The sequence below is a fragment of the uncultured Porticoccus sp. genome (assembly GCF_963975625.1).
GTDB lineage: Bacteria > Pseudomonadota > Gammaproteobacteria > Pseudomonadales > Porticoccaceae > Porticoccus.
In genome coordinates this window covers 199,646-218,498 of record NZ_CAXBHS010000001.1, presented here as the reverse complement: position 1 = coordinate 218,498, position 18,853 = coordinate 199,646, and the positions used below count along the sequence as shown (strand labels likewise).

At 52.7% G+C, this 18,853-nt stretch carries 19 protein-coding genes; 7 read left to right on the top strand and 12 right to left on the bottom strand.

The annotated features are described in order from the left end of the window. Position 1: 1 nt before the first annotated feature. The 4 genes from AACZ64_RS01055 to AACZ64_RS01040 are packed head-to-tail and all read right to left on the bottom strand — an operon-like array spanning position 2 to position 2,809. Positions 2–538 (bottom strand): pilus assembly protein PilP, encoded by a 537-nt coding sequence (locus AACZ64_RS01055; protein WP_293613861.1) that lies wholly within the window; start codon positions 536–538, stop codon positions 2–4. 3 nt (positions 539–541) lie between these two features. Then, positions 542–1,153 carry a type 4a pilus biogenesis protein PilO gene (locus AACZ64_RS01050; RefSeq protein WP_293613862.1) on the bottom strand — a complete coding sequence of 204 codons (612 nt, stop codon included), beginning with the start codon at positions 1,151–1,153 and terminating at the stop codon, positions 542–544. Then, complete coding sequence (locus tag AACZ64_RS01045) at positions 1,153–1,740, bottom strand: PilN domain-containing protein (protein ID WP_293613863.1); 588 nt, start codon at positions 1,738–1,740, stop codon at positions 1,153–1,155. The genes AACZ64_RS01050 and AACZ64_RS01045 overlap by 1 nt, the downstream gene beginning before the upstream one ends. A gap of 1 nt (position 1,741) precedes the next feature. Next, on the bottom strand, positions 1,742–2,809 hold the full coding sequence (locus tag AACZ64_RS01040; RefSeq protein ID WP_293613864.1) for a pilus assembly protein PilM: 1,068 nt from the start codon (positions 2,807–2,809) through the stop codon (positions 1,742–1,744). A 133-nt stretch (positions 2,810–2,942) separates the two neighbouring features. Between AACZ64_RS01040 and AACZ64_RS01035 the strand changes: the two genes are divergently transcribed. After that, the gene (locus AACZ64_RS01035) at positions 2,943–5,408 is read left to right on the top strand and encodes a penicillin-binding protein 1A (protein ID WP_293613865.1); all 2,466 of its coding nucleotides are present in this window, start codon (positions 2,943–2,945) and stop codon (positions 5,406–5,408) included. Here AACZ64_RS01035 and cysQ read toward each other — a convergent pair. Both cysQ and nudE read right to left on the bottom strand, forming a co-directional pair. Beyond that, entirely contained in the window at positions 5,400–6,224 is an 825-nt protein-coding gene (gene cysQ / locus AACZ64_RS01030) for a 3'(2'),5'-bisphosphate nucleotidase CysQ (protein ID WP_339639662.1), read from the bottom strand. The two genes, AACZ64_RS01035 and cysQ, sit on opposite strands and share 9 nt — an antisense overlap. 11 nt (positions 6,225–6,235) lie before the next feature. Next, the gene (gene nudE, locus AACZ64_RS01025; RefSeq protein WP_293613867.1) at positions 6,236–6,796 is read right to left on the bottom strand and encodes an ADP compounds hydrolase NudE; all 561 of its coding nucleotides are present in this window, start codon (positions 6,794–6,796) and stop codon (positions 6,236–6,238) included. A gap of 31 nt (positions 6,797–6,827) precedes the next feature. Here nudE and yrfG point away from each other — a divergent pair, with 31 nt between their 5' ends. From yrfG to AACZ64_RS01000, 5 genes are all read left to right on the top strand, one after another. Then, on the top strand, positions 6,828–7,499 hold the full coding sequence (gene yrfG, locus AACZ64_RS01020; protein WP_339639661.1) for a GMP/IMP nucleotidase: 672 nt from the start codon (positions 6,828–6,830) through the stop codon (positions 7,497–7,499). Beyond that, positions 7,489–7,896 (top strand): S4 domain-containing protein, encoded by a 408-nt coding sequence (locus tag AACZ64_RS01015; RefSeq protein WP_036858445.1) that lies wholly within the window; start codon positions 7,489–7,491, stop codon positions 7,894–7,896. The genes yrfG and AACZ64_RS01015 overlap by 11 nt, the downstream gene beginning before the upstream one ends. Beyond that, positions 7,893–8,330, top strand: a complete 438-nt coding sequence (locus AACZ64_RS01010) for a DUF4124 domain-containing protein (RefSeq protein ID WP_339639600.1) — start codon at positions 7,893–7,895, stop codon at positions 8,328–8,330. The genes AACZ64_RS01015 and AACZ64_RS01010 overlap by 4 nt, the downstream gene beginning before the upstream one ends. A gap of 94 nt (positions 8,331–8,424) precedes the next feature. Further along, positions 8,425–9,315, top strand: a complete 891-nt coding sequence (gene hslO / locus AACZ64_RS01005; RefSeq protein ID WP_293613869.1) for an Hsp33 family molecular chaperone HslO — start codon at positions 8,425–8,427, stop codon at positions 9,313–9,315. Between the two features lie 87 nt (positions 9,316–9,402). Further along, entirely contained in the window at positions 9,403–10,962 is a 1,560-nt protein-coding gene (locus tag AACZ64_RS01000; protein ID WP_339639599.1) for a phosphoenolpyruvate carboxykinase, read from the top strand. Positions 10,963–11,027: 65 nt separating this feature from the next. Here AACZ64_RS01000 and AACZ64_RS00995 read toward each other — a convergent pair whose 3' ends face one another. From AACZ64_RS00995 to AACZ64_RS00970, 6 genes are all read right to left on the bottom strand, one after another. Then, positions 11,028–12,242: a heme biosynthesis HemY N-terminal domain-containing protein gene (locus AACZ64_RS00995; RefSeq protein ID WP_293613871.1), complete on the bottom strand. Its 1,215-nt coding sequence runs from the start codon at positions 12,240–12,242 to the stop codon at positions 11,028–11,030. Then, positions 12,239–13,465 (bottom strand): uroporphyrinogen-III C-methyltransferase, encoded by a 1,227-nt coding sequence (locus tag AACZ64_RS00990; protein ID WP_339639598.1) that lies wholly within the window; start codon positions 13,463–13,465, stop codon positions 12,239–12,241. The genes AACZ64_RS00995 and AACZ64_RS00990 overlap by 4 nt, the downstream gene beginning before the upstream one ends. Positions 13,466–13,588: 123 nt before the next feature. Further along, complete coding sequence (locus AACZ64_RS00985) at positions 13,589–14,350, bottom strand: uroporphyrinogen-III synthase (protein ID WP_293613873.1); 762 nt, start codon at positions 14,348–14,350, stop codon at positions 13,589–13,591. Between the two features lie 10 nt (positions 14,351–14,360). Continuing rightward, positions 14,361–15,296 (bottom strand): hydroxymethylbilane synthase, encoded by a 936-nt coding sequence (gene hemC, locus AACZ64_RS00980; protein WP_293614021.1) that lies wholly within the window; start codon positions 15,294–15,296, stop codon positions 14,361–14,363. Positions 15,297–15,393: 97 nt separating this feature from the next. Then, positions 15,394–16,131 (bottom strand): LytTR family DNA-binding domain-containing protein, encoded by a 738-nt coding sequence (locus AACZ64_RS00975; RefSeq protein WP_036858451.1) that lies wholly within the window; start codon positions 16,129–16,131, stop codon positions 15,394–15,396. Between the two features lie 11 nt (positions 16,132–16,142). After that, positions 16,143–17,243 carry a histidine kinase gene (locus AACZ64_RS00970; RefSeq protein WP_339639597.1) on the bottom strand — a complete coding sequence of 367 codons (1,101 nt, stop codon included), beginning with the start codon at positions 17,241–17,243 and terminating at the stop codon, positions 16,143–16,145. A 93-nt stretch (positions 17,244–17,336) separates the two neighbouring features. On the opposite strand from AACZ64_RS00970, the gene argH reads away from it, so the two are divergent. Beyond that, positions 17,337–18,737, top strand: coding sequence for an argininosuccinate lyase (gene argH / locus AACZ64_RS00965; protein WP_339639596.1), 1,401 nt, complete (start codon positions 17,337–17,339; stop codon positions 18,735–18,737). Positions 18,738–18,853: the final 116 nt, after the last annotated feature.

Below are 18,853 nucleotides of genomic sequence, written 5' to 3'. Positions count from 1 at the left end.
ATTAGTCTTTCTCATTCAGACCCAGGGTGCGCGGACGCTCTACCCAGTTTCCTTTCCCGTCGGGAACAATTTCAATTACGTCTACCTTGGCATTCGATATGGAGGTAATCCGTCCGTAATTTTTTCCCAAATAGTTTCCGACAGTAACCCGATGAATCCCACCACTCCCGTCATTGATCAACGACCACATCTGCCCCGTCCTGGAAAGGGTCCCCACCATGGACAACGCAGCAAAGTTGAAGCTTTCGAGGTATTCCCTTTTCCGATTTTCGCTGGGTGGCTCTACCGTACTCCTACCAGCAACACTTTCCGCCGAACCAGCGAGCAGTGGGGCGTCGAAGGGACTCCGCATGGCGATAGCACCGTATCGGAAAGTTTTGTGAGAACGGAAAGTGGGCAGGGGCTCAATCTCCCCGACAGGCCGCGCCTTGATCTCCTGCATGTAATTTTGCAAATCGTTATAGCTTTTATCGCCCGAACAACCCAATAGCAGGACACAGCCGGCAATCAGGAAAGTTAAACCCTTCAACTTGGTCATTTCCTAGTCTTCCTGTGTCTTGTAGCGGTAGGTTTTGGCTTGGATTTCCAGCGCCAAAAGCCCCCCACTCCCTTTAGCTGACAAACTGTAGTCATGCAGCGTAACTATCCGTGGCAGGCCTGCCACACCACTGACAAAGGCACCCACATCATGATAACCACCCTCAGCAACAATTTTTATTGGCAGCTCCACATAAAACTCCGCTGACCGCTCGGGTTGGAGAGTAATACTGGAAATATTCAGGCTTGCACCATGACCGATTTCCGTAATGTCCTCCAGCAATCCAGGTACTTCAGTATCACTTGGCAGCTGCGCCAGCAGAGCGCTAAAAAGCTTTTCCACTTCCGCCATCTGAATCCTGTATGCCTCAAGATTTGCCGCCTGGAATGCCTTTTGTTCAAAGTTGTTTTTTAACTTGACTTCCTGGGCTTTAGATTGCTCCAGCTGTACACCAAGATCCTTGACATGGAAGTAATAAGTACCGGCCAACACCAGGGAAAACACCACGATCAACAACAGCACTCTGACAGGAAGGGGCCATACGCCAATACTGTCAAAATCCAGGTCAGTAAAATCAAAATCCTTTAATTGCTGAAAGGAATCACTTAGCGCCATCAGGTATCTCCCTCAGCAGTCTCACTCGGCGACCCTTGCGCAACCGGTGTATTGACAATTTTGACCTTCATCTCAAACCGGCTTCCGTCCTCACCGAGGACATCATTGGCTTGTACCTTGGTAAGGTTTGGCTCAGTGAATTTGTAGGAGGCATCAAGCTGACGCATCAGAGTGGAGACACGATTGTTTGACTCTGCATACCCTTCCAGTGAAATCTGATCATCCTTTCTGGTCATTTTGGTGAAATAAACACCGTCAGGCACCGATCGAACGAACTCATCGTAAATTCTGACTATTTCCGGCCGGTTGCCCTGCAACTCCTGAATTACCTCCATACGATCCAGTAAATCCTGACGGCGCTTTTTCAGCTCTTTAATCTCAGCGACCTGTTTTTCAAGTCTGGTAATCTCGGCCTTCAGCAGGGAATTTCTGTCGTTTTGGGTCTCTATCTGGCTGGAGAGCATGCGATCCCAGCCAAATGCACTGATCACAGCAGCAACCAGAACCACACAAATAAGCGTAATAAATTCTTTTTTCTTTTCCGCGCGAAGTGCTTCGCGCCAGGGAAGCAAGTTGATCTTGGCCATCTTATTCAAGCCCCCGCAATGCAAGCCCAGCGGCAATTAGCATGGCCGGGGCATCGTTAGACAATGCAACGGCATTCACCTTGTTGGACACTTCCATATCCGCAAAGGGATTTGCAATCATCGTGGGCAATCCCAGCTTGCCCTCAATTTCCTCACGCAGCCCTTCCATAGCAGCCACGCCTCCCGCCAGGATCAACTGGTCAATGTAGTTGTACTGGCTGGACGAAAAAAAGAATTGTAGGGAACGGGATATTTGCTGGACCAGGGCATCCTTGAATGGCTCCAACACTTCTGAGACATAGTCTTCCGGAAGGCCGCCCTGTTTTTTGGCTTGGCCGGCCTCTTCGAGAGACAAACCGTAACGACGCTGGATTTCTTCGGTAACCTGCTTGCCACCAAATAACTGCTCCCGCGTGTAAACTGTTTTGCCGTTTACCAGAACACTCAGCGTCAGCATGGTGGCACCGATGTCCGCGATAGCGACCACCTGATCACCCAGCTCTTCCAATTGCGTAGACAACAGCTCGAAAGCTCTCTCGACCGCAAAAACCTCAACATCAACCACCTTGGGGTTAAGGCCGGCCTGCTCCAGTGCATCCGCACGAGAATCGACGTTTTCCCGCCTGCACGCAGCCAGCAAAACATCGACCTGCTCGGGATTGTTATCCGAGAGGCCGATCACCTCAAAGTCGAGCGCAACCTCATCGAGGGGATAGGGAATATACTGATCTGCTTCGAGGGCGATCTGGGTTTCCATTGCCTGATCATTGAGATCGGCTGGCATCTCAATCACCTTGGTAATCACCGACGAACCCGAGACGGCAACCGCAGTATCCCGGGCCTTGGCTTTGGCTTGGCTTACCACTTTGCGAATGATCTCAGCGAGCGCCTCCACATCATTGATGTTTTTTTCTACAACCGTGTTCGGTGGCAGAGGCCTCACCATGTAGCTTTCAACCTTGTAACGATTACCGTTACGACTGATCTCCAGCAACTTCACAGCAGAAGATGTGATGTCCAGCCCCAATAAACTTTTGGGTTGCTGGTCTAGAAAACTGAGAAGTCCCATTTTTGTTTTCTTTTCCCAAGGTTACGCAAAGCAACTAAGTCAGGACTTTAACTATTTTTTGCAAGTTTGCAAGTAGTGTGTCCCTATTCTTTTGGCTCTATAATAGCATGCTGTTTTTTTAAACGGTCTCCACATGATTCACCGCTTTTACAAAATCACCGTCATACTAGTCTGGCTCGCTCTATCCGCTCTGGGCTGTACACTGATTGCAACCGGGAGCCTGTATCTCTACCTTAGCCCCAAACTACCCTCCTCTGAAAGCCTCAGACAGGTAAAACTGCAGACACCTTTGAGAATTTACTCACAAGATTTGCATCTAATTGGTGAATTTGGTGAAAAAAGACGCAACCCGATCACCTTCGAGCAAATTCCCACCATTTATATACAAGCATTGTTATCCGCTGAGGATGATCGCTTTTATCAGCATTCCGGCGTGGATATTACCAGCCTGCTGCGGGCCGCCTCGGAGCTGATCAGCACTGGCGAGATCCAAACCGGCGGCAGCACCATTACCATGCAGGTAGCCCGCAATTACTTCCTCACCCGTCAACAAACATTCACCCGAAAGTTCAATGAAATTCTGCTGGCATTGCGTATTGAGGACGAACTCAGCAAAGACGAGATTCTCACGCTTTACGCCAACAAGATTTACCAGGGCAATCGCGCCTACGGCATTGAGGCCGCCGCCCAAGTTTACTATGGCACGACGATTGATAACCTCAATCTGGCTCAAGTGGCCATGCTGGCGGGCTTACCAAAGGCACCTTCCGCCTTTAATCCCATTGCCAACCCAACCAGGGCCCTGATTCGGCGCAACTGGATCCTGAAGCGAATGTTCGAACTGAATCATATTGATGAAGCGACTTACCTGTCGGCGCGAAACGAACCGGTCAGTGCCAGCTATCACGGCTATCTGACTGAACTCGATGCACCCTATATCGCAGAAATGGCCCGCCGGGAGATCGTTGATATGGTGGGACTGTCCGCCTACACCGATGGCTACCGGGTAATAACGACCGTCAACAGCCAGCTGCAGCAAGCTGCCGAGCAGGCCGTTCAGGATGGGCTGATCGCCTACGATAGCCGGCACGGTTTTCGTGGCCCTGAAAAAAATCTACCCCAGCCTGAGGATTGGCAGACAACCTTGCGTCAGACGCAAACCTACGGAAACCTGGTTCCCGCCATTATCTCCGAGATAAAACCCCAGGCCCTGGTCGTTCAGACAGAATTCGCTGAGACGATTGAAATTGCCTGGGAAAACGGCCTCAAGGGACTTCGGCGCTATATAAGCCCCAGCAACCGCTCCGCACCCATAAAAACAGCAGATGAGCTGTTCTCTGTGGGCGACCTCATCAGAATTCGGCAACATCAGGAGTCGTGGCAACTGGGCCAACTACCCAAAGCCCAAGCCGCCATTGTTGCCCTTGATCCCGAGAATGGCGCCATTCAGGCATTGATCGGAGGTTACGACTTCCGCCAGAGCAATTTCAACAGGGCAACCCAGGCTGAGCGCCAACCGGGCTCCAACTTCAAACCCTTTATCTACACGATTGCACTGGAAAACGGATTTACGCCGGCCAGCATCATCAATGATGCGCCAGTGGTATTCGACGACGGGTCATTGGAAAAGAGTTGGCGCCCTGAAAATGATGGTGGCAAGTTTTTTGGGCCCACCCGTCTGCGCAAAGCGCTCTATCTTTCCCGAAATCTGGTCTCTATCAGGTTGATGCGATCTATTGGCATCAACAAAGCCATCGATGGACTGAAACGTTTTGGTTTTGATGAAAGTAAACTTCCCAGGGACTTGTCACTGGCACTGGGCAGCCATGCCGTCACCCCATTACAGATTGTCACCGGCTATGCAGCGCTGGCCAACGGTGGCTATCGGGTCGAACCCTACCTGGTGGATCGCGTGGAAGACTCTGCCGGCAAACTGCTATACAAGGCTGCTCCCATGACCGTCTGCCGCAAGAATTGTGACCACAGACAACCCGATGCTTTGGACAACAGGGATGTCACTCCACCCACGCAGCCCTCCGATAATGACGCAGCCAACGTCAACCCTCACGCGCCAGAACAATTGTATTTACCCCCACCCAATGCGCAAAGAATCATTGAGCCGGGGGTTGCCTACATCATGGACTCCATTCTCAAAGACGTTATTCTCAAGGGAACAGGCAGGCGGGCACTGGCACTAAAACGTACGGATCTGGCAGGAAAAACCGGCACGACAAATGGTCCGAGAGATGCTTGGTTTTCAGGCTATAGCCCACACATTGTCGCCACTGCATGGCTTGGTTTTGATCAAAACCTGTTATTGGGCAGAAATGAATATGGCGGCTCTGCGGCTCTGCCAATCTGGATGGACTTCATGCGGGTGGCACTGGCAGACAAACCGGAAATCAGTCGCCCACAACCGGAAGGTGTGGTGATGGTGAGAATTGATCCTGACACAGGGCTGCGGGTCGGGCCGGGCCACAGCAATGCTGTGTTTGAAATTTTCCGGGACGAGGATGTCCCCCCTCTGATGGACAACCACAGGTCATCTGATGACGGCTTCGGTTCATCACAAGGCCCGAGACCTGAAGATCTATTCTAGATCATCCCCCAGCGTGGTTAACAGGTTCTGCCAGGGGAAAGCACCGTCACCCAATCCATAAAAAAAAGGATTGAGAAAGTCAGACTTGCTGTTATAAGCGAGAGGGCGAAAATCCAGTCCCACCACGCACCCGCCTGCGGCTTCAAGTATTGCCTGCCCTGCTGCGGTATCCCATTCGCTGGTGGGGGCAAAGCGCGGGTATAAATCGGCGTACCCCTCGGCGACATGACAAAACTTCAATGAGCTGCCAACCTCGGAAATCACCACATTACCGAGAGAGCACCTCAGCCTTTCTGCCAGCCGACTAACCTCTGATATTCCGTGCCGACGGCTTGCCACCAACCTGAAAGGCTCCTCCAGCAGGCGACGCTGGGCCTCCGTCCGCACCTGAATCTCAGACCACTGCTGATTTTTATATTTGAATGCTCCAAGACCCGGGCCCCCGGCATAACCAATGCCCGTGACAGGGACATAGATCACCCCCAGGCTGGGCATCCCTGACTCAACCAGTGCGATATTGACCGTAAACTCATCATTGCCATCCAGAAACTCCCGGGTACCGTCCAGCGGATCAACAAGCCAGTAGCTCCCCCAATGGACCCTGACATCAAGCGAAGGGGGCTCGGACTCCTCCGACAGCACTGGAACAGCCAGCAAATCCGGCAACCCAGCCGCCAATACCCGGTGAGCGCTATAATCTGCCTCAGTCACCGGCGAACGGTCCTGTTTGGTCATCACCGGGAGAGGATCGCCTCTGTGATAAAATGACATTATGCTTTTACCTGCATCCACTGCGAGCGCCATGATGTCTTTCAGAAAAGGGTGATTCACAGCTTTATCGCTGCCCGATTGTTGAGTAAATCTCTGACCAAGAACAATGCAGCAATTGACCGTCCCTCCGTAAAATCATCCCGGGACACCAATGCGGCCAGGTCGTCGAGCTTCCAGGGGATCACCTCAATAGTTTCTGGCTCATCGCCGGGCAATCGGCTCTCATAGAGCCCCTCTGCCAAAACGACCAGGATATCGTGCTCCATGTAAGCGGGTGACAGTGTCAGACTTTTGATGAGTTGCAGCTCGCGCGCACCATAGCCCACCTCCTCCATCAACTCCCTGTTGGCTGCCTGCAACGCACCCTCTCCGGGATCTATGGCGCCTTTTGGCAAGGCAATCTGATAATCACCGATGCCGGCACCATACTCCCGAACCAGTAGGACTGTTTCATCATCCAGCATGGGAACAATCAGTACCGCACCCTCCCCGAATCGCAGCAACCGCTCATAAACACGCCGAGCACCATTGGCAAACTGCAGGTCCTGCTCTTCAATCTGGAACAACCGGGTTTTGGCCAGCTGTCGCCGCTTCAATATGAGGGGTTTTGTCGGCATACTGAACAATACCTTGATAACGTGGCAGACCATTATAGCTGTGAAGATCGACTGGAATACTATCGACACCGTACTACTCGACATGGACGGCACGCTGCTGGACCTGCATTTCGATAATTTTTTCTGGCTCACCCACCTACCCCGCCGCTATGCAGAACATCATGGACTCTGCGCGAGCAAGACAACACCCGAGCTGCACAAACGACTCAACGCAAAACGCGGTACGCTGGAGTGGTATTGCCTGGAACACTGGTCCCAGGAATTATCGCTGAATATTCGTCAGCTGAAAGGAGAGATTGATTACCTGATCACTGAGCGCCCCTTCGTGCAGGAGTTTCTCGAACAACTGGGCGCCCATGGTAAACAACGAATCCTCATCACCAATGCCCACCCCCAGAGCCTGGATCTCAAGCTGAAGCTCACCAGCATCAAACCCCTACTGGACCAAGTCTACAGCTCCCACGAATTCGGCCACCCCAAAGAATCCCCCATATTCTGGCAATTACTGGAACGCCGGCAACATTTCAACCCGGCCAGAACATTGTTTATCGACGACTCTTTGCAAGTATTAAAAGCGGCAGCCGCCTATGGCATCGGCCACCTTTTGGCTATCAGCCAACCGGATAGCCGAACAGCACCCATCATCATCCAGGAGTTTCCGTCTATCATTCACTTTGACGAGATATTGCCCGATGGCGAATGAAAAAATACCTGATCAGAAGGTCCGTCTGGATAAATGGCTGTGGGCTGCGAGATTCTTTAAAACACGCGCACTGGCGAAAGTGGCTATTGAAGGCGGCAAAGTCCACATTGATGGTCATCGTGCAAAGCCCAGTAAAGAGATCACAGTGGGGACCGTCCTCGATATACGGCAGGGGTGGGATGAAAAAACCGTTCTGGTGGAGCAGCTCAGCACCCAGCGTCGGGGCGCCGATGACGCGGCGAAACTCTATACAGAAACGGAACAAAGCCGAGTCAGACGAGAGCAACAGGCGCTTCAACGCAAAGTCGCCCAGCAGGGCATTCGCTTTTCCGACGAGCGGCCCAGCAAAAAGCAGCGCCGGCAAATCCACCGATTCAAGGAGCAGAACCAATCATGAAAGCACGCATCCTTGCCCTGCTGTTATGCCTGACGCCCCTGAGCCAGGCGGCCATTTACCGCTGGGTTGACGAAAGTGGCAAAGTACATTTTTCGGATAAACAGCCAGAGAACAACGCTACTGCGCAAGATATATCGGGGCAGTTGCGCCCCCTCAACAACGATTCCAGCACTACTGAAACCGAAAAGCTCAAGACTGTTTTCCCGGGAGAAACACCTGAAGAAAAATCGTTTAACGCCCGACAAAAGGCTGAGCAGGAAAAACAGCATCTACATAAGCAAAGGGACTGCCAGAAAGCACGCAACCAGCTCCGTGTACTGCGTGGCAGGGTTGCTTTCGAAGATAGCGAAGGCAATGAAATCATCATTAGCGAAGAGGAACGACAACAACGGGCAAAACAGCTGGCACAACAAATCCAGATCCATTGCTCGTAGCCACCTACATTTGAACCCGGAAGAAACTTGACCACACTGGACAACTCTCCGGAACCACACTAAATTCCATCGCCCGTTTCAGAGGAGCCACCAAATGCCCGACAGGGACAAACTGCAAGGATTTATCTTTGATCAATTTGATATTCGCGGCGAAATTTTAACCTTGGAACAAAGCTATGGCGAAGCCATCGCCCGCGGCAATTATCCTCAGTTGATCAAGCACCTGCTGGGGGAATTCATGGCGGCTGCAGGCATGCTCAGTGCAACACTCAAATTTGATGGCGTCCTGACACTTCAGGCCCAGGGGCCGGGTCCACTCTCGATGATCATGGCTGACTGTACCCGCCACCACAACCTGCGAGCGATTGCCAGTTTTGACCGCGCTTATGACTTTAATACCGATGAACCACTCGCAGCACTCGTGGGCATGGGAACCTTGAGCCTGACGATTGACCCCAGTAACGGCGAGCGCTACCAGGGTATTGTTCCACTGGAGTCAGAAAATCTCGCCAACTGTCTGGAGGATTACTTCACTCGCTCTGAACAACTCAGGACCCGGATCTGGCTGGCGGCCGACACCGAACTTGATTCACCAAGGGCTGCTGGCTTGCTGCTTCAGGCATTGCCCAGGCAGCTGGAAACGTCGGCGGAAGAAAATCTGCAGATGTGGGAACACACCACACAACTGGCCAACACAATCACGGCCGAAGAGCAGCTAACGCTCGACCACGAACAACAACTTCACCGCCTTTTTCACCAGGAACCGCTGAGACTATTCGAAGCAAAACCCGTCCAGTTTAACTGCAGCTGCTCAAAAGAGCGTATCTCTCAGGCACTGCTTTCCCTCGGAGAAAAAGAGCTCAACAGCATCCTTGATGAAGCCGGGCTGGTGGCCATTGATTGTCATTTCTGTGGCCAGCATTACACGTTTACCCGCGATGATATCCAACGGCTGTTCGACGAAAGTCCCCCGGTGCTCCACTAGAGGAATTTTTTCTGGCATAATTGCCACCCCTTCGGCTCCAGCAGGGCCGACAACCTGACCGGAAACCCCTACAGGACGATATTACTGATGACGCAAATCGAAGATTCTGCGGTGAACGTTTACACCGATCTTTGCTCCGCCGAGCTGATTGAACTGGCCCTCCAGCGCGGGGAAGGCCACCTGACCGATACAGGCGCCTTTCTCTCTGTCACCGGCAACCGAACCGGCCGATCACCGGCGGACCGCTTCATTGTAGATGAACCAAGCAGCCGGGATGACATCAACTGGGGCCCCGTAAATCGCCCCTTTCCGCAAGAGGCATTCAATGCATTGTGGGATCGCGTGGAAACCCATCTGGCGGATCGTGATCGCTTTGTGTCCCACCTGCACGTGGGCCAGGATTCAGAACACTACCTACCGGTCAAAGTTACTACCGAAACCGCCTGGCACAACCTGTTCGGCCATAACATGTTTATTCGTCCGGAAAAATACAATCCTTCCGGCAAGGAACAATGGAAAATTCTCCATGCTGCGAATTTTGTCTGTGACCCGGAACGAGATGGCACCAACAGTGATGCCGTGGGTATTATCAATGTCGCACAGCGAAAGGTACTGATTGCAGGGCTAAAATACGCTGGCGAAATGAAAAAAGCCATGTTCTCGGTACAAAACTTCCTGTTGCCGGAAAAAGATGTCATGCCCATGCACTGTGCTGCCAACGTCGGCGCCGGCGGTGATGTCTGCCTGTTCTTTGGCCTCTCGGGCACCGGAAAAACCACCCTCTCTGCCGACCCTAATCGCTACCTTATCGGCGACGATGAACACGGCTGGGCAAAAGGCTCCGTGTTCAACATGGAGGGAGGCTGCTACGCCAAAACCATCAATCTGAGCCAAAAGAATGAACCGGTCATCTGGGATGCGATTCGCTTTGGCGCCATTGTGGAAAACGTCGTCGTCAATGCCGGTCGCACGGCCAATTACGATGACACCAGCCTTTCAGAAAATGGCCGCTGCAGCTATCCGCTGGAGCATGTGGAGATGCGCTGCCTGGAAAACCGTGCCGGTGAACCGAAAAATGTCATCTTTTTAACCTGTGATGTATCCGGCGTTTTACCACCGGTATCCATTCTTTCAAAAGAGGCTGCCGCCTATCACTTTCTAAGTGGTTATACAGCCAGAGTAGGCTCCACGGAAGTGGGCGGAAGTGCAGGCATTCAGCCAACCTTTTCCACCTGTTTCGGGGCCCCTTTTATGCCCCGCCCAGCTAATGTATACGCCGAGTTGCTGATGAAGCGTATCGACGATTTCGACAGTCGTGTCTACCTGGTTAACACCGGATGGACGGCGGGCTCGGGAGCGCCGGGTGGCACAGGATCCAGGTTCCCGATCCCGGTGACACGAGGCATTATTGCCGCCATCCAGAACGGCGACCTGGAGGACGTGGAAACCGTCCGGCTGCCACTGATCAACCTGGATATCCCCCTCACGGTGCCGGGCGTTGACACCCGCTACCTTAACCCCCGCGAAACCTGGGAAGACAAGGCTGCCTACGACGAACAGGCCAGCAAGCTCGCCGGACTTTTTATTGAAAATATCAAACGATTTGAAGTCACTGACGCTGTTTTAAATGCGGGCCCCAAGCTTTAACGGCCCGTTAACCAGAACAGCAAAAAGGCGCCTTAGAGGCGCCTTTTTGCTGTTAGCCACTCAGACTAAGTACCGAGTGTTTGGCCTATGCCCGTAGAAAAAGATAACCCCTGCTGATAGTAACGTGCACTTTTCTCATGCTCGCCCAGTCTGGCCATCAAACCGGCAAGTTCAGCATAAGTCTCGGGATCTGCTTTGAGCGACAAGGAGCTTTCCAGATAATCCCGTGCCTTGCCCCAAAGCTGATTACGAAGACAAAGCCTGCCCAGCGTGAGCATCAGAACAGCATCATTGGGACGTTCTCGCAACCAGCGCTCAGCGAGCAATAATTGTCGGCGCGGATCTCCGCCATCCACCACACCGAACAACTTCACCAACTTCTCGTCCCACCTGGATTTGAGGGTTTTTCGCAGCAAATCCTCCACCCGGGCATAATCGCCCAATTGATACAAACTGTTGATATAGGTATCCAGTATTAATGGCTTTGAACGCACATGACGGGGTATATCCTGCCAGAGTTTGACCAGGCTTGCCGAACCACTATGTTGAGCCGGAGCCGCCATTCCGGCCAGGAGCGCAGCGTAAATATCCACTTCAATCTGCCCCAGTGTGCGCTCATCAAACACCCGGTAACGCTTGAAGTCCGGCAGCAGCTTTTCAAGGCTAGTCCAGTCCTCCAGCCCACTATAGGCTTGCTGCAATAAACGCAATACCAGAGGGTGGTCAGGCTCACCAGCATAGAGGCGTTGCAGAATCGCCAATGCTTCTTCGTACTGCTCACTATGCAGATGCATTCTTGCCTGAACCAACCCGATAGCCAACTCACCGCCGGGGTCGGTTTGTTCTGCTTTCAAAAGCAGTCGGTTGGCATCCAGACGGTCACCGAGTTCATGCGCTGCATTTGCAGCAGCCAGATAGTTGATCAGCGGCATATCGGAATGTCGGGCTGCGCGCTTGAGATTGCGACGAGCCAGATCCCAGCGACCTTCGATAAATTGTAACAACCCTTTTGCAGTCCGTGCACGAAAACGCGATTGTCTGGAGGTCACACGCTGACGAACAAGCTGTCTACCGGGCTCTACCAGCAATCGAAAAAAATAGCCCCCCGTTCTGAGCAGAAACCACACCAGCAGCAGTAAAAACAGCAGCGCCCAAAGGCTCATTTCAACGGTATAGTTACCGACGGCTATCAACACATAACCACTGGTTTCCAGCATTTGCCACGCAACGACCCCGCCAATCAGGGCAATCAATACGATAAACAACAGCAACTTTCTCACCGCTGTTGACCTCCCCGGGAATCCAGATCATGACGTTGACGCCAACTATCGATGTAATCACGCAGCGCGTTGAGCCCAGCCGAAATATCCGTGCGCGGTTGAACCACTGATCGCTGCTGCAGCTCACTTAACTGCTCAACCAAAGCCATTGAACGCGCTTCATTGAGCTTAAAATAATCAGCCAGCAATTGTTGGGCTAGAGCCAGACTCTCGTCGTAAACCACCTGTTGCTCACGCAACATAGCCAGCTGAGCCGACTCCAGAACCGTCATAAGCCTCAGGCGAATCAATTGTTCCTGCTGGGGAGACAGTATTGGTTTGACGGCCTCTTCACGATGCGTGACGCGAACAATCTGGCTAATCTGGTTTAAGGTGCTGTAAAACACCCTGACCAGCGGGTCATACCAGGTATCAGCCTGATCAGTAGCGGCCTCAACTGGCACGACCTGCCCTGTCAATTCCGGCATCTGGGGTGCCAATATCGGTAAATCGCCCACCTCCCCGGCAATCGCTTTTAATTCAAGATAGAGTCCGTCTGTATCGACTACGGGGGCAGACTTGAGGGCGACGATATTTTTTGCCAGCACCTCACGAACCGGCAATAACTCGACTTCATCAAGGTCGCGAAGAATACTGTCGGCGGACTGCAACAAGGCCAGCGCACCATCACTGTCCCGCTCGGTCAGCAGTCGCTGATTACCCAGCCTGAGCAGATACTCGGCCTCGGCCAGTTTCCAGTCCTTTCTGGAGGGCGTCGAAATTTCCTCGAGCCGGCTGGCCTGACGATTCATTCTGAGCGTCAGCTCCTGGTCAGCCTGACTTGAACCCGCAGCAAGATCACTTCGCAAACGCCTTTCCTCAGTCAGACTCTGCCGCAGACGTTCAACATCAGCTCGCAGGACAGTCAAATCGCCCTGGATGCCCGGTTGACGCTGTTGCTGATGATAAAGCCACCAGCCACCGGTCCCACCTGCGGCAATGGTGAGTATCAGGAGGATCATCAGAAAAATCAGCATTGGCCTGCCCGATGAAGCTTTGACCGGTTTTTCAGGGGTCGTGCTTTTCGTGGAACTGGAGGTTTTAGAAGGTTTTGCGGGAGGTGGGTCGGACATCTCCCCGGAAGGCGTCAATACCGAATCACCTGCTTGAGCAGACTGTCGGTTTGCAGACTTTTCCGGATTTACTGGCTGTTTGTTGTCATCTGGCTGCTTGTCATTATCCACTGACTCGATTCCTGGCGATGGTGATTGGAGTTCATTATAACGATTGGCCTGGGCTTTGAGACTGACGGTGTAATTAACTGTCTTCTGTAGCCAAGCTATCCACGGCAAACGTGTAACACAGATCTAGATTTTATTACTGTACCACTCAAGGATAGTCGAGACCATGTCCTCTGGCGCCGCCGATGGGGCAGTGAGAACCCGACCAAACGACAGGTCTCTCGCAATGGTTGCAACCCGCTCACCCGGCACAACGACAGGCAACTGGCAGAGTGCGCCATGGAGTTCGGCGGGAACGACTGCAAGCAGATTATGAACCAACTCTCCACTATGGGCAGCCACCAGATCCAACTTTTTATCTGTCAGCAGTCTGGCGATTTTACCGGCGGAGTCTTTCATTATGCAGCGCCGGTATAACTCACAGCGATCCACTGTCGCACCACGTTTCTGTAGCTCTTTGGCCAACAGCGTACGACCACCTTCTCCGGCAAAAATCAGCGCTTTCTGGCCGGCAACGGACCGAAGAGAGTCCAATCCCAATAGCGCTTCACTGTTAAAGGTTGTCTTGGGCGACTCAGCGCAAATTCCACGCTCTGCAAGTTCCGTCGCTGTGGCTTTACCTACCGCATAATAGCGTACACCCACCGGTAACATCGGCCAGTAATTTTCCAGCCAATCAACCCCCAACCGGACTGCAGTGCGGCTGACAAATATCGCTATCTGATAGTGATCGAAGTCCAGAATTCTCGATTTGGCATCCGGGGCTAGTACGGGCTCTATTTTCATTACCGGATAGCGGTAAATCTGTATCCCCGCCAGCTCCAGCGATGTCACAAGCTCATCCTGCTCCAGGAGCGGCCTTATCAACAACACATTCAACCGGCTCATTCCGCTCGACTCAATGATTCTCGTAGACCTCACGCAGAATGACACCGGCACCCCGCTGCAAAAGGCGTTCTGCCAGCTCAACACCCAATGCTTCGGCGTCGTTTACACTGCCGCTGATATCGTCTCGTATGATCCGGGTACCATCGGGAGAGCCGACCAGGCCCCTCAGCCAAATCTGCTGTTCTCCACGGTGAATGGCATAGCAGGCAATCGGCACCTGGCAGCCTCCTTCCAGACGTCGATTCATGGCGCGCTCTGCCATGACACACTCCGCTGTGGCCTCATCATGTAGCGGCTTCAGCAACACCTGAACCCAGTCATCGCCAACACGACTTTCAATGCCCACGGCCCCCTGTCCACCTGCAGGCAAGCACTGCTCCGGCGCCAGCCGGAGGCTGATGCGCTCTTCCATTTTCAGCCTTACCAGCCCGGCCGTCGCCAGCAAAATAGCATCGAATTCACCACTGTCCAGCCTGCCGAGACGCGTCTGGACATTGCCTCGCAGATCGCCGACCAACAGCTCGGGAAAAGCCTCCCGGAGCTGGCACTGGCGACGCAGACTCGATGTTCCGACCCGGCTGCCGGACGGCAGCTCTTCCAGTCGCGCAAAATGATTGGACACGAAAGCATCGGTGGGGTCCTCTCGTTCACAGATCACACTGAGACCCAAACCCTGCGGAAACTCCATGGGCACATCTTTCATCGAGTGAACCGCAATATCTGCCCGATCCTCCAGCATGGCAACTTCCAGCTCTTTGACAAAAAGCCCTTTGCCGCCAACCTTCGCCAATGGCACATCCAGTATCTTGTCACCTTTAGTGGTAAAGGTGACAAGACTCACTTCGAGATCCGGATGGAGTTGCAGCAGCCGCTCTTTGACATACTCTGCCTGCCAGAGCGCCAGGGGGCTTTTACGGGTTGCGATACGAAGGTGTTTTGACATGATAGTAACGACCATTGCCTGCAAACGGCGCATCATAACAGATTGGGTTGGGATCTTTGTCGGCAGACAACGCAACCCCAGCTACATGCAGTTAACTGCCCTACATCTGCTCGAGCAGTTTACGCAACGGCGCCACATGACGCCTGCTAACCTGTGGGCGAATATCCATTCCCTGAAGGCGGACAAAAAACTGTCCTTCAAGATTGCGTTCCAGGCCTTCAATATGCGGGATTGAAATCAGTGCATTGCGATGAATGCGAAAAAACCGGTTCTCGAACTCATCCTCAAGTTCTTTCAGTGTTTCGTCGAGGAGTGCTTCGCCCTGGGTATGATAGGCCGTTACATATTTATGATCTGCCTGAAACAGCCGCACATCAGCAATGGCGACCAGGTCGATACCCCGACGATTTTTGGCAGCAATATGGCTCCTACCATCTGTCTGATAGACAGGCGAATCCTGCAACTCGATTAATTGTGCTTTATTGATTCGCTTGGTGCGCAGAATGGCATTTTCCAAATCCACCTGTTTAACCGGCTTGAGCAGGTAACCGATCGCCTGAGAGGAAAAAGCCTCGACGGCATAATCGTCGTAAGCGGTACAGAAGATAACCGCTGGCGGCGGCTCAAAATCCGACAGATACTGGGCAGCTGCAAGGCCATCCATCCCCGGCATCCGCACATCCATAAACACCAGATCCGGGCTGAACTTCTCAGCCACCTCAAGGGCCTGTTCACCGCTGCCAGCTTCACCGACATGCATGCAACTATCAATCACCGACAACATTCTTTTCAGACGGTCACGGGCGAGTGGTTCATCATCAACGATCAGTATTCTCATCGCCAAGCCTACTATCCGATTGGGTAGCTAATGCGAGTAATATAGCAACTTTCACCGGATTCCGCAGTGACGCTGGCCCCGGAACCAAAATGCGCCCGCAGGCGTTGCCGGACATTCTGCAGTGCAATTTTATTACCCCGGTGCTGTTGGAGCGCTCGGTGCAATGGATTGGAGACGACAATTTCAATACAGTCCCGGATTCGCTGGACAGAAATAGTGATTTCACCACCCTCCTGTAACAACTGAATTCCATGGTAAATTGCATTCTCCAGAATTGGCTGAAGTGTCAGACAGGGAATCTGTACGCCTTCCCCATAATCACCAATTTCCCACCGCGCCGAGAGTCGATCACCCAATCGCAGCTTCTCCAGCGCCATGTAACGGCGGCAAAGAGATAACTCCTCGCGCAACGGAACCAGCGTTTGCGCATCCGTCAGGGCATAGCGGTAGAGGTCCGACAGATCTTCCACAACGCGCTCAGCTTTTTCGGGGTCAGAACCAATCAGGCTGGCAATCATGTTCATACTGTTAAACAGAAAGTGGGGCCGGATTCTCGATTGCAATGCCTGAATCCGCGCTTCCAGTTCAGCTCGCTGGCGCAACCGCAACTGTTGCTGAAGATACAGATAACGAAGCAGGATACCGGCGGGTATCGCCACCAGAAGCAAATACTCGGCAATATTCCAAGTGTTGTAACTGCGCTCAGCCAAAGGTGCTGAGTACCACCACATAATACCTTCGGATACAGCACCACAAAACAGGGTGACCATCAGAATAAGCAGAAAAGACAGGATTGCTGCAGTCACCAGCCGTACGCCGGACAGCAATCGATTGGCGAAACAGAGCACGACTGCACTGAGCAGTGCGATCCAAAGGGACAGCAGGGACACTTTTGCCAGCTTGACCCAGTCAAAGTTTTGCAGACCACTGTCGGCGACACTAATCATCAGTGCCAGTAGTTCGGAAATAACAATCACGGTCAGCAATCCCTGACCGCGGCAAAAGTTAGGCAGGAAGGTATCCCCTTCCCGAAGAAACAGTTGTGCAGCCCCGGATTTATTCGCCTTCCACCGATCCACGATTCCCATCAACGCCAACCCATCCTGTTTCACTCGCGTTTCACGCGGCTTTGCTATAATCAGGTTTTTCCTGCATCCGCAGTACTTTATCTGTGGTCCGACAAGTTATAAAGGTTCAGTTTACCGATGAGCAATTCAAAAGATACCAATCTATCCTGGGGCGGCCGCTTCAATGAGGCCACAGATGCGTTCGTGGCCAGATTTACGGCCTCTGTCGACTTTGACCAACGCCTCGCCCCACAGGATATTCAGGGCTCCATCGCCCACGCCACCATGCTGACCGAAGTCGGGGTACTTAATGAAAATGAACTTGAGTCGATCAAAAATGGCCTGACGACTATTCTGACGGATATTGAAAACGGTACATTCGAGTGGAGCCTGGCACTGGAAGATGTCCACATGAATGTGGAGGCAGCACTTACCTCACAAATCGGCATAACCGGCAAAAAGCTCCATACCGGGCGCTCAAGAAATGATCAGGTGGCCACAGATATCAGACTCTGGCTGAGACATGAAATTGACGCCATCGGTGCGGAGTTGACCCGTCTGCAACAGGGTATTCTGGGCCTGGCAAAAGCCCAGGCAGAGACCATCATGCCCGGATTCACCCACCTCCAAACAGCTCAGCCAGTCACTTTTGGTCACCATCTGATGGCCTGGTTTGAAATGCTGGAACGCGATTACGGCAGATTGCTCGACTGCAGAAAACGTCTCAATCAATCACCCCTCGGTGCTGCAGCCCTGGCAGGGACCACCTACCCCATTGATCGATATATGACCGCAGATTTACTGGGGTTTGATGGTCCCACCCGCAATTCCCTGGATTCTGTCAGCGACAGGGACTTTGCCATTGAATTTTGTGCATTTTCCAGCATCCTGCTCACACATCTGTCCCGCGCTTCCGAAGAACTCATTCTGTGGACCTCCGCGCAGTTTGATTTTATTGAGCTGCCGGATCGCTTTTGCACGGGTTCTTCCATCATGCCACAGAAGAAAAATCCCGACGTACCCGAACTGGTTCGGGGTAAAACGGGCCGGGTTAATGGCCATTTAGTTGCATTGTTGACCCTTATGAAGTCGCAACCATTGGCCTACAATAAGGATAACCAGGAAGACAAGGAGCCGCTTTTTGATACCGTGGATACCGTCAAGGATTGCCTGCGGGCCTTTGCCGACATGATCCCGGCGATTCAACCAAAGAAAGAGTCCATGCGTGAAGCTGCACGCCGCGGCTTTTCAACGGCCACCGATCTCGCCGATTATCTCGTTCGCAAAGGCATCCCCTTCCGCGACTCCCATGAAATTGTCGGCAAATCCGTGGCATTTGGCATTGCTGAAAACAAGGACCTCTCGGATATGTCATTGGAAGAGCTGAGACAATTCTCGACTGTCATTGAAACCGATGTGTTCGATGTATTGACACTCGAAGGCTCCGTCGCCGCCAGAAACCACATTGGGGGCACAGCACCCGAACAAGTAAGAATTGCCGTCCAATCTGCGGCCGAGCGACTCAGCAATCGAACCTGACTGCGGAGCAGTGCTACACCACTATGACTGTGTCAGCTCCGCAATAAAGGCGCAGTCGACAACCGTTTTAGAGAAGAGGACTGCCATCTATTTTCTCCGGCAGTTGTTGTTGGCAT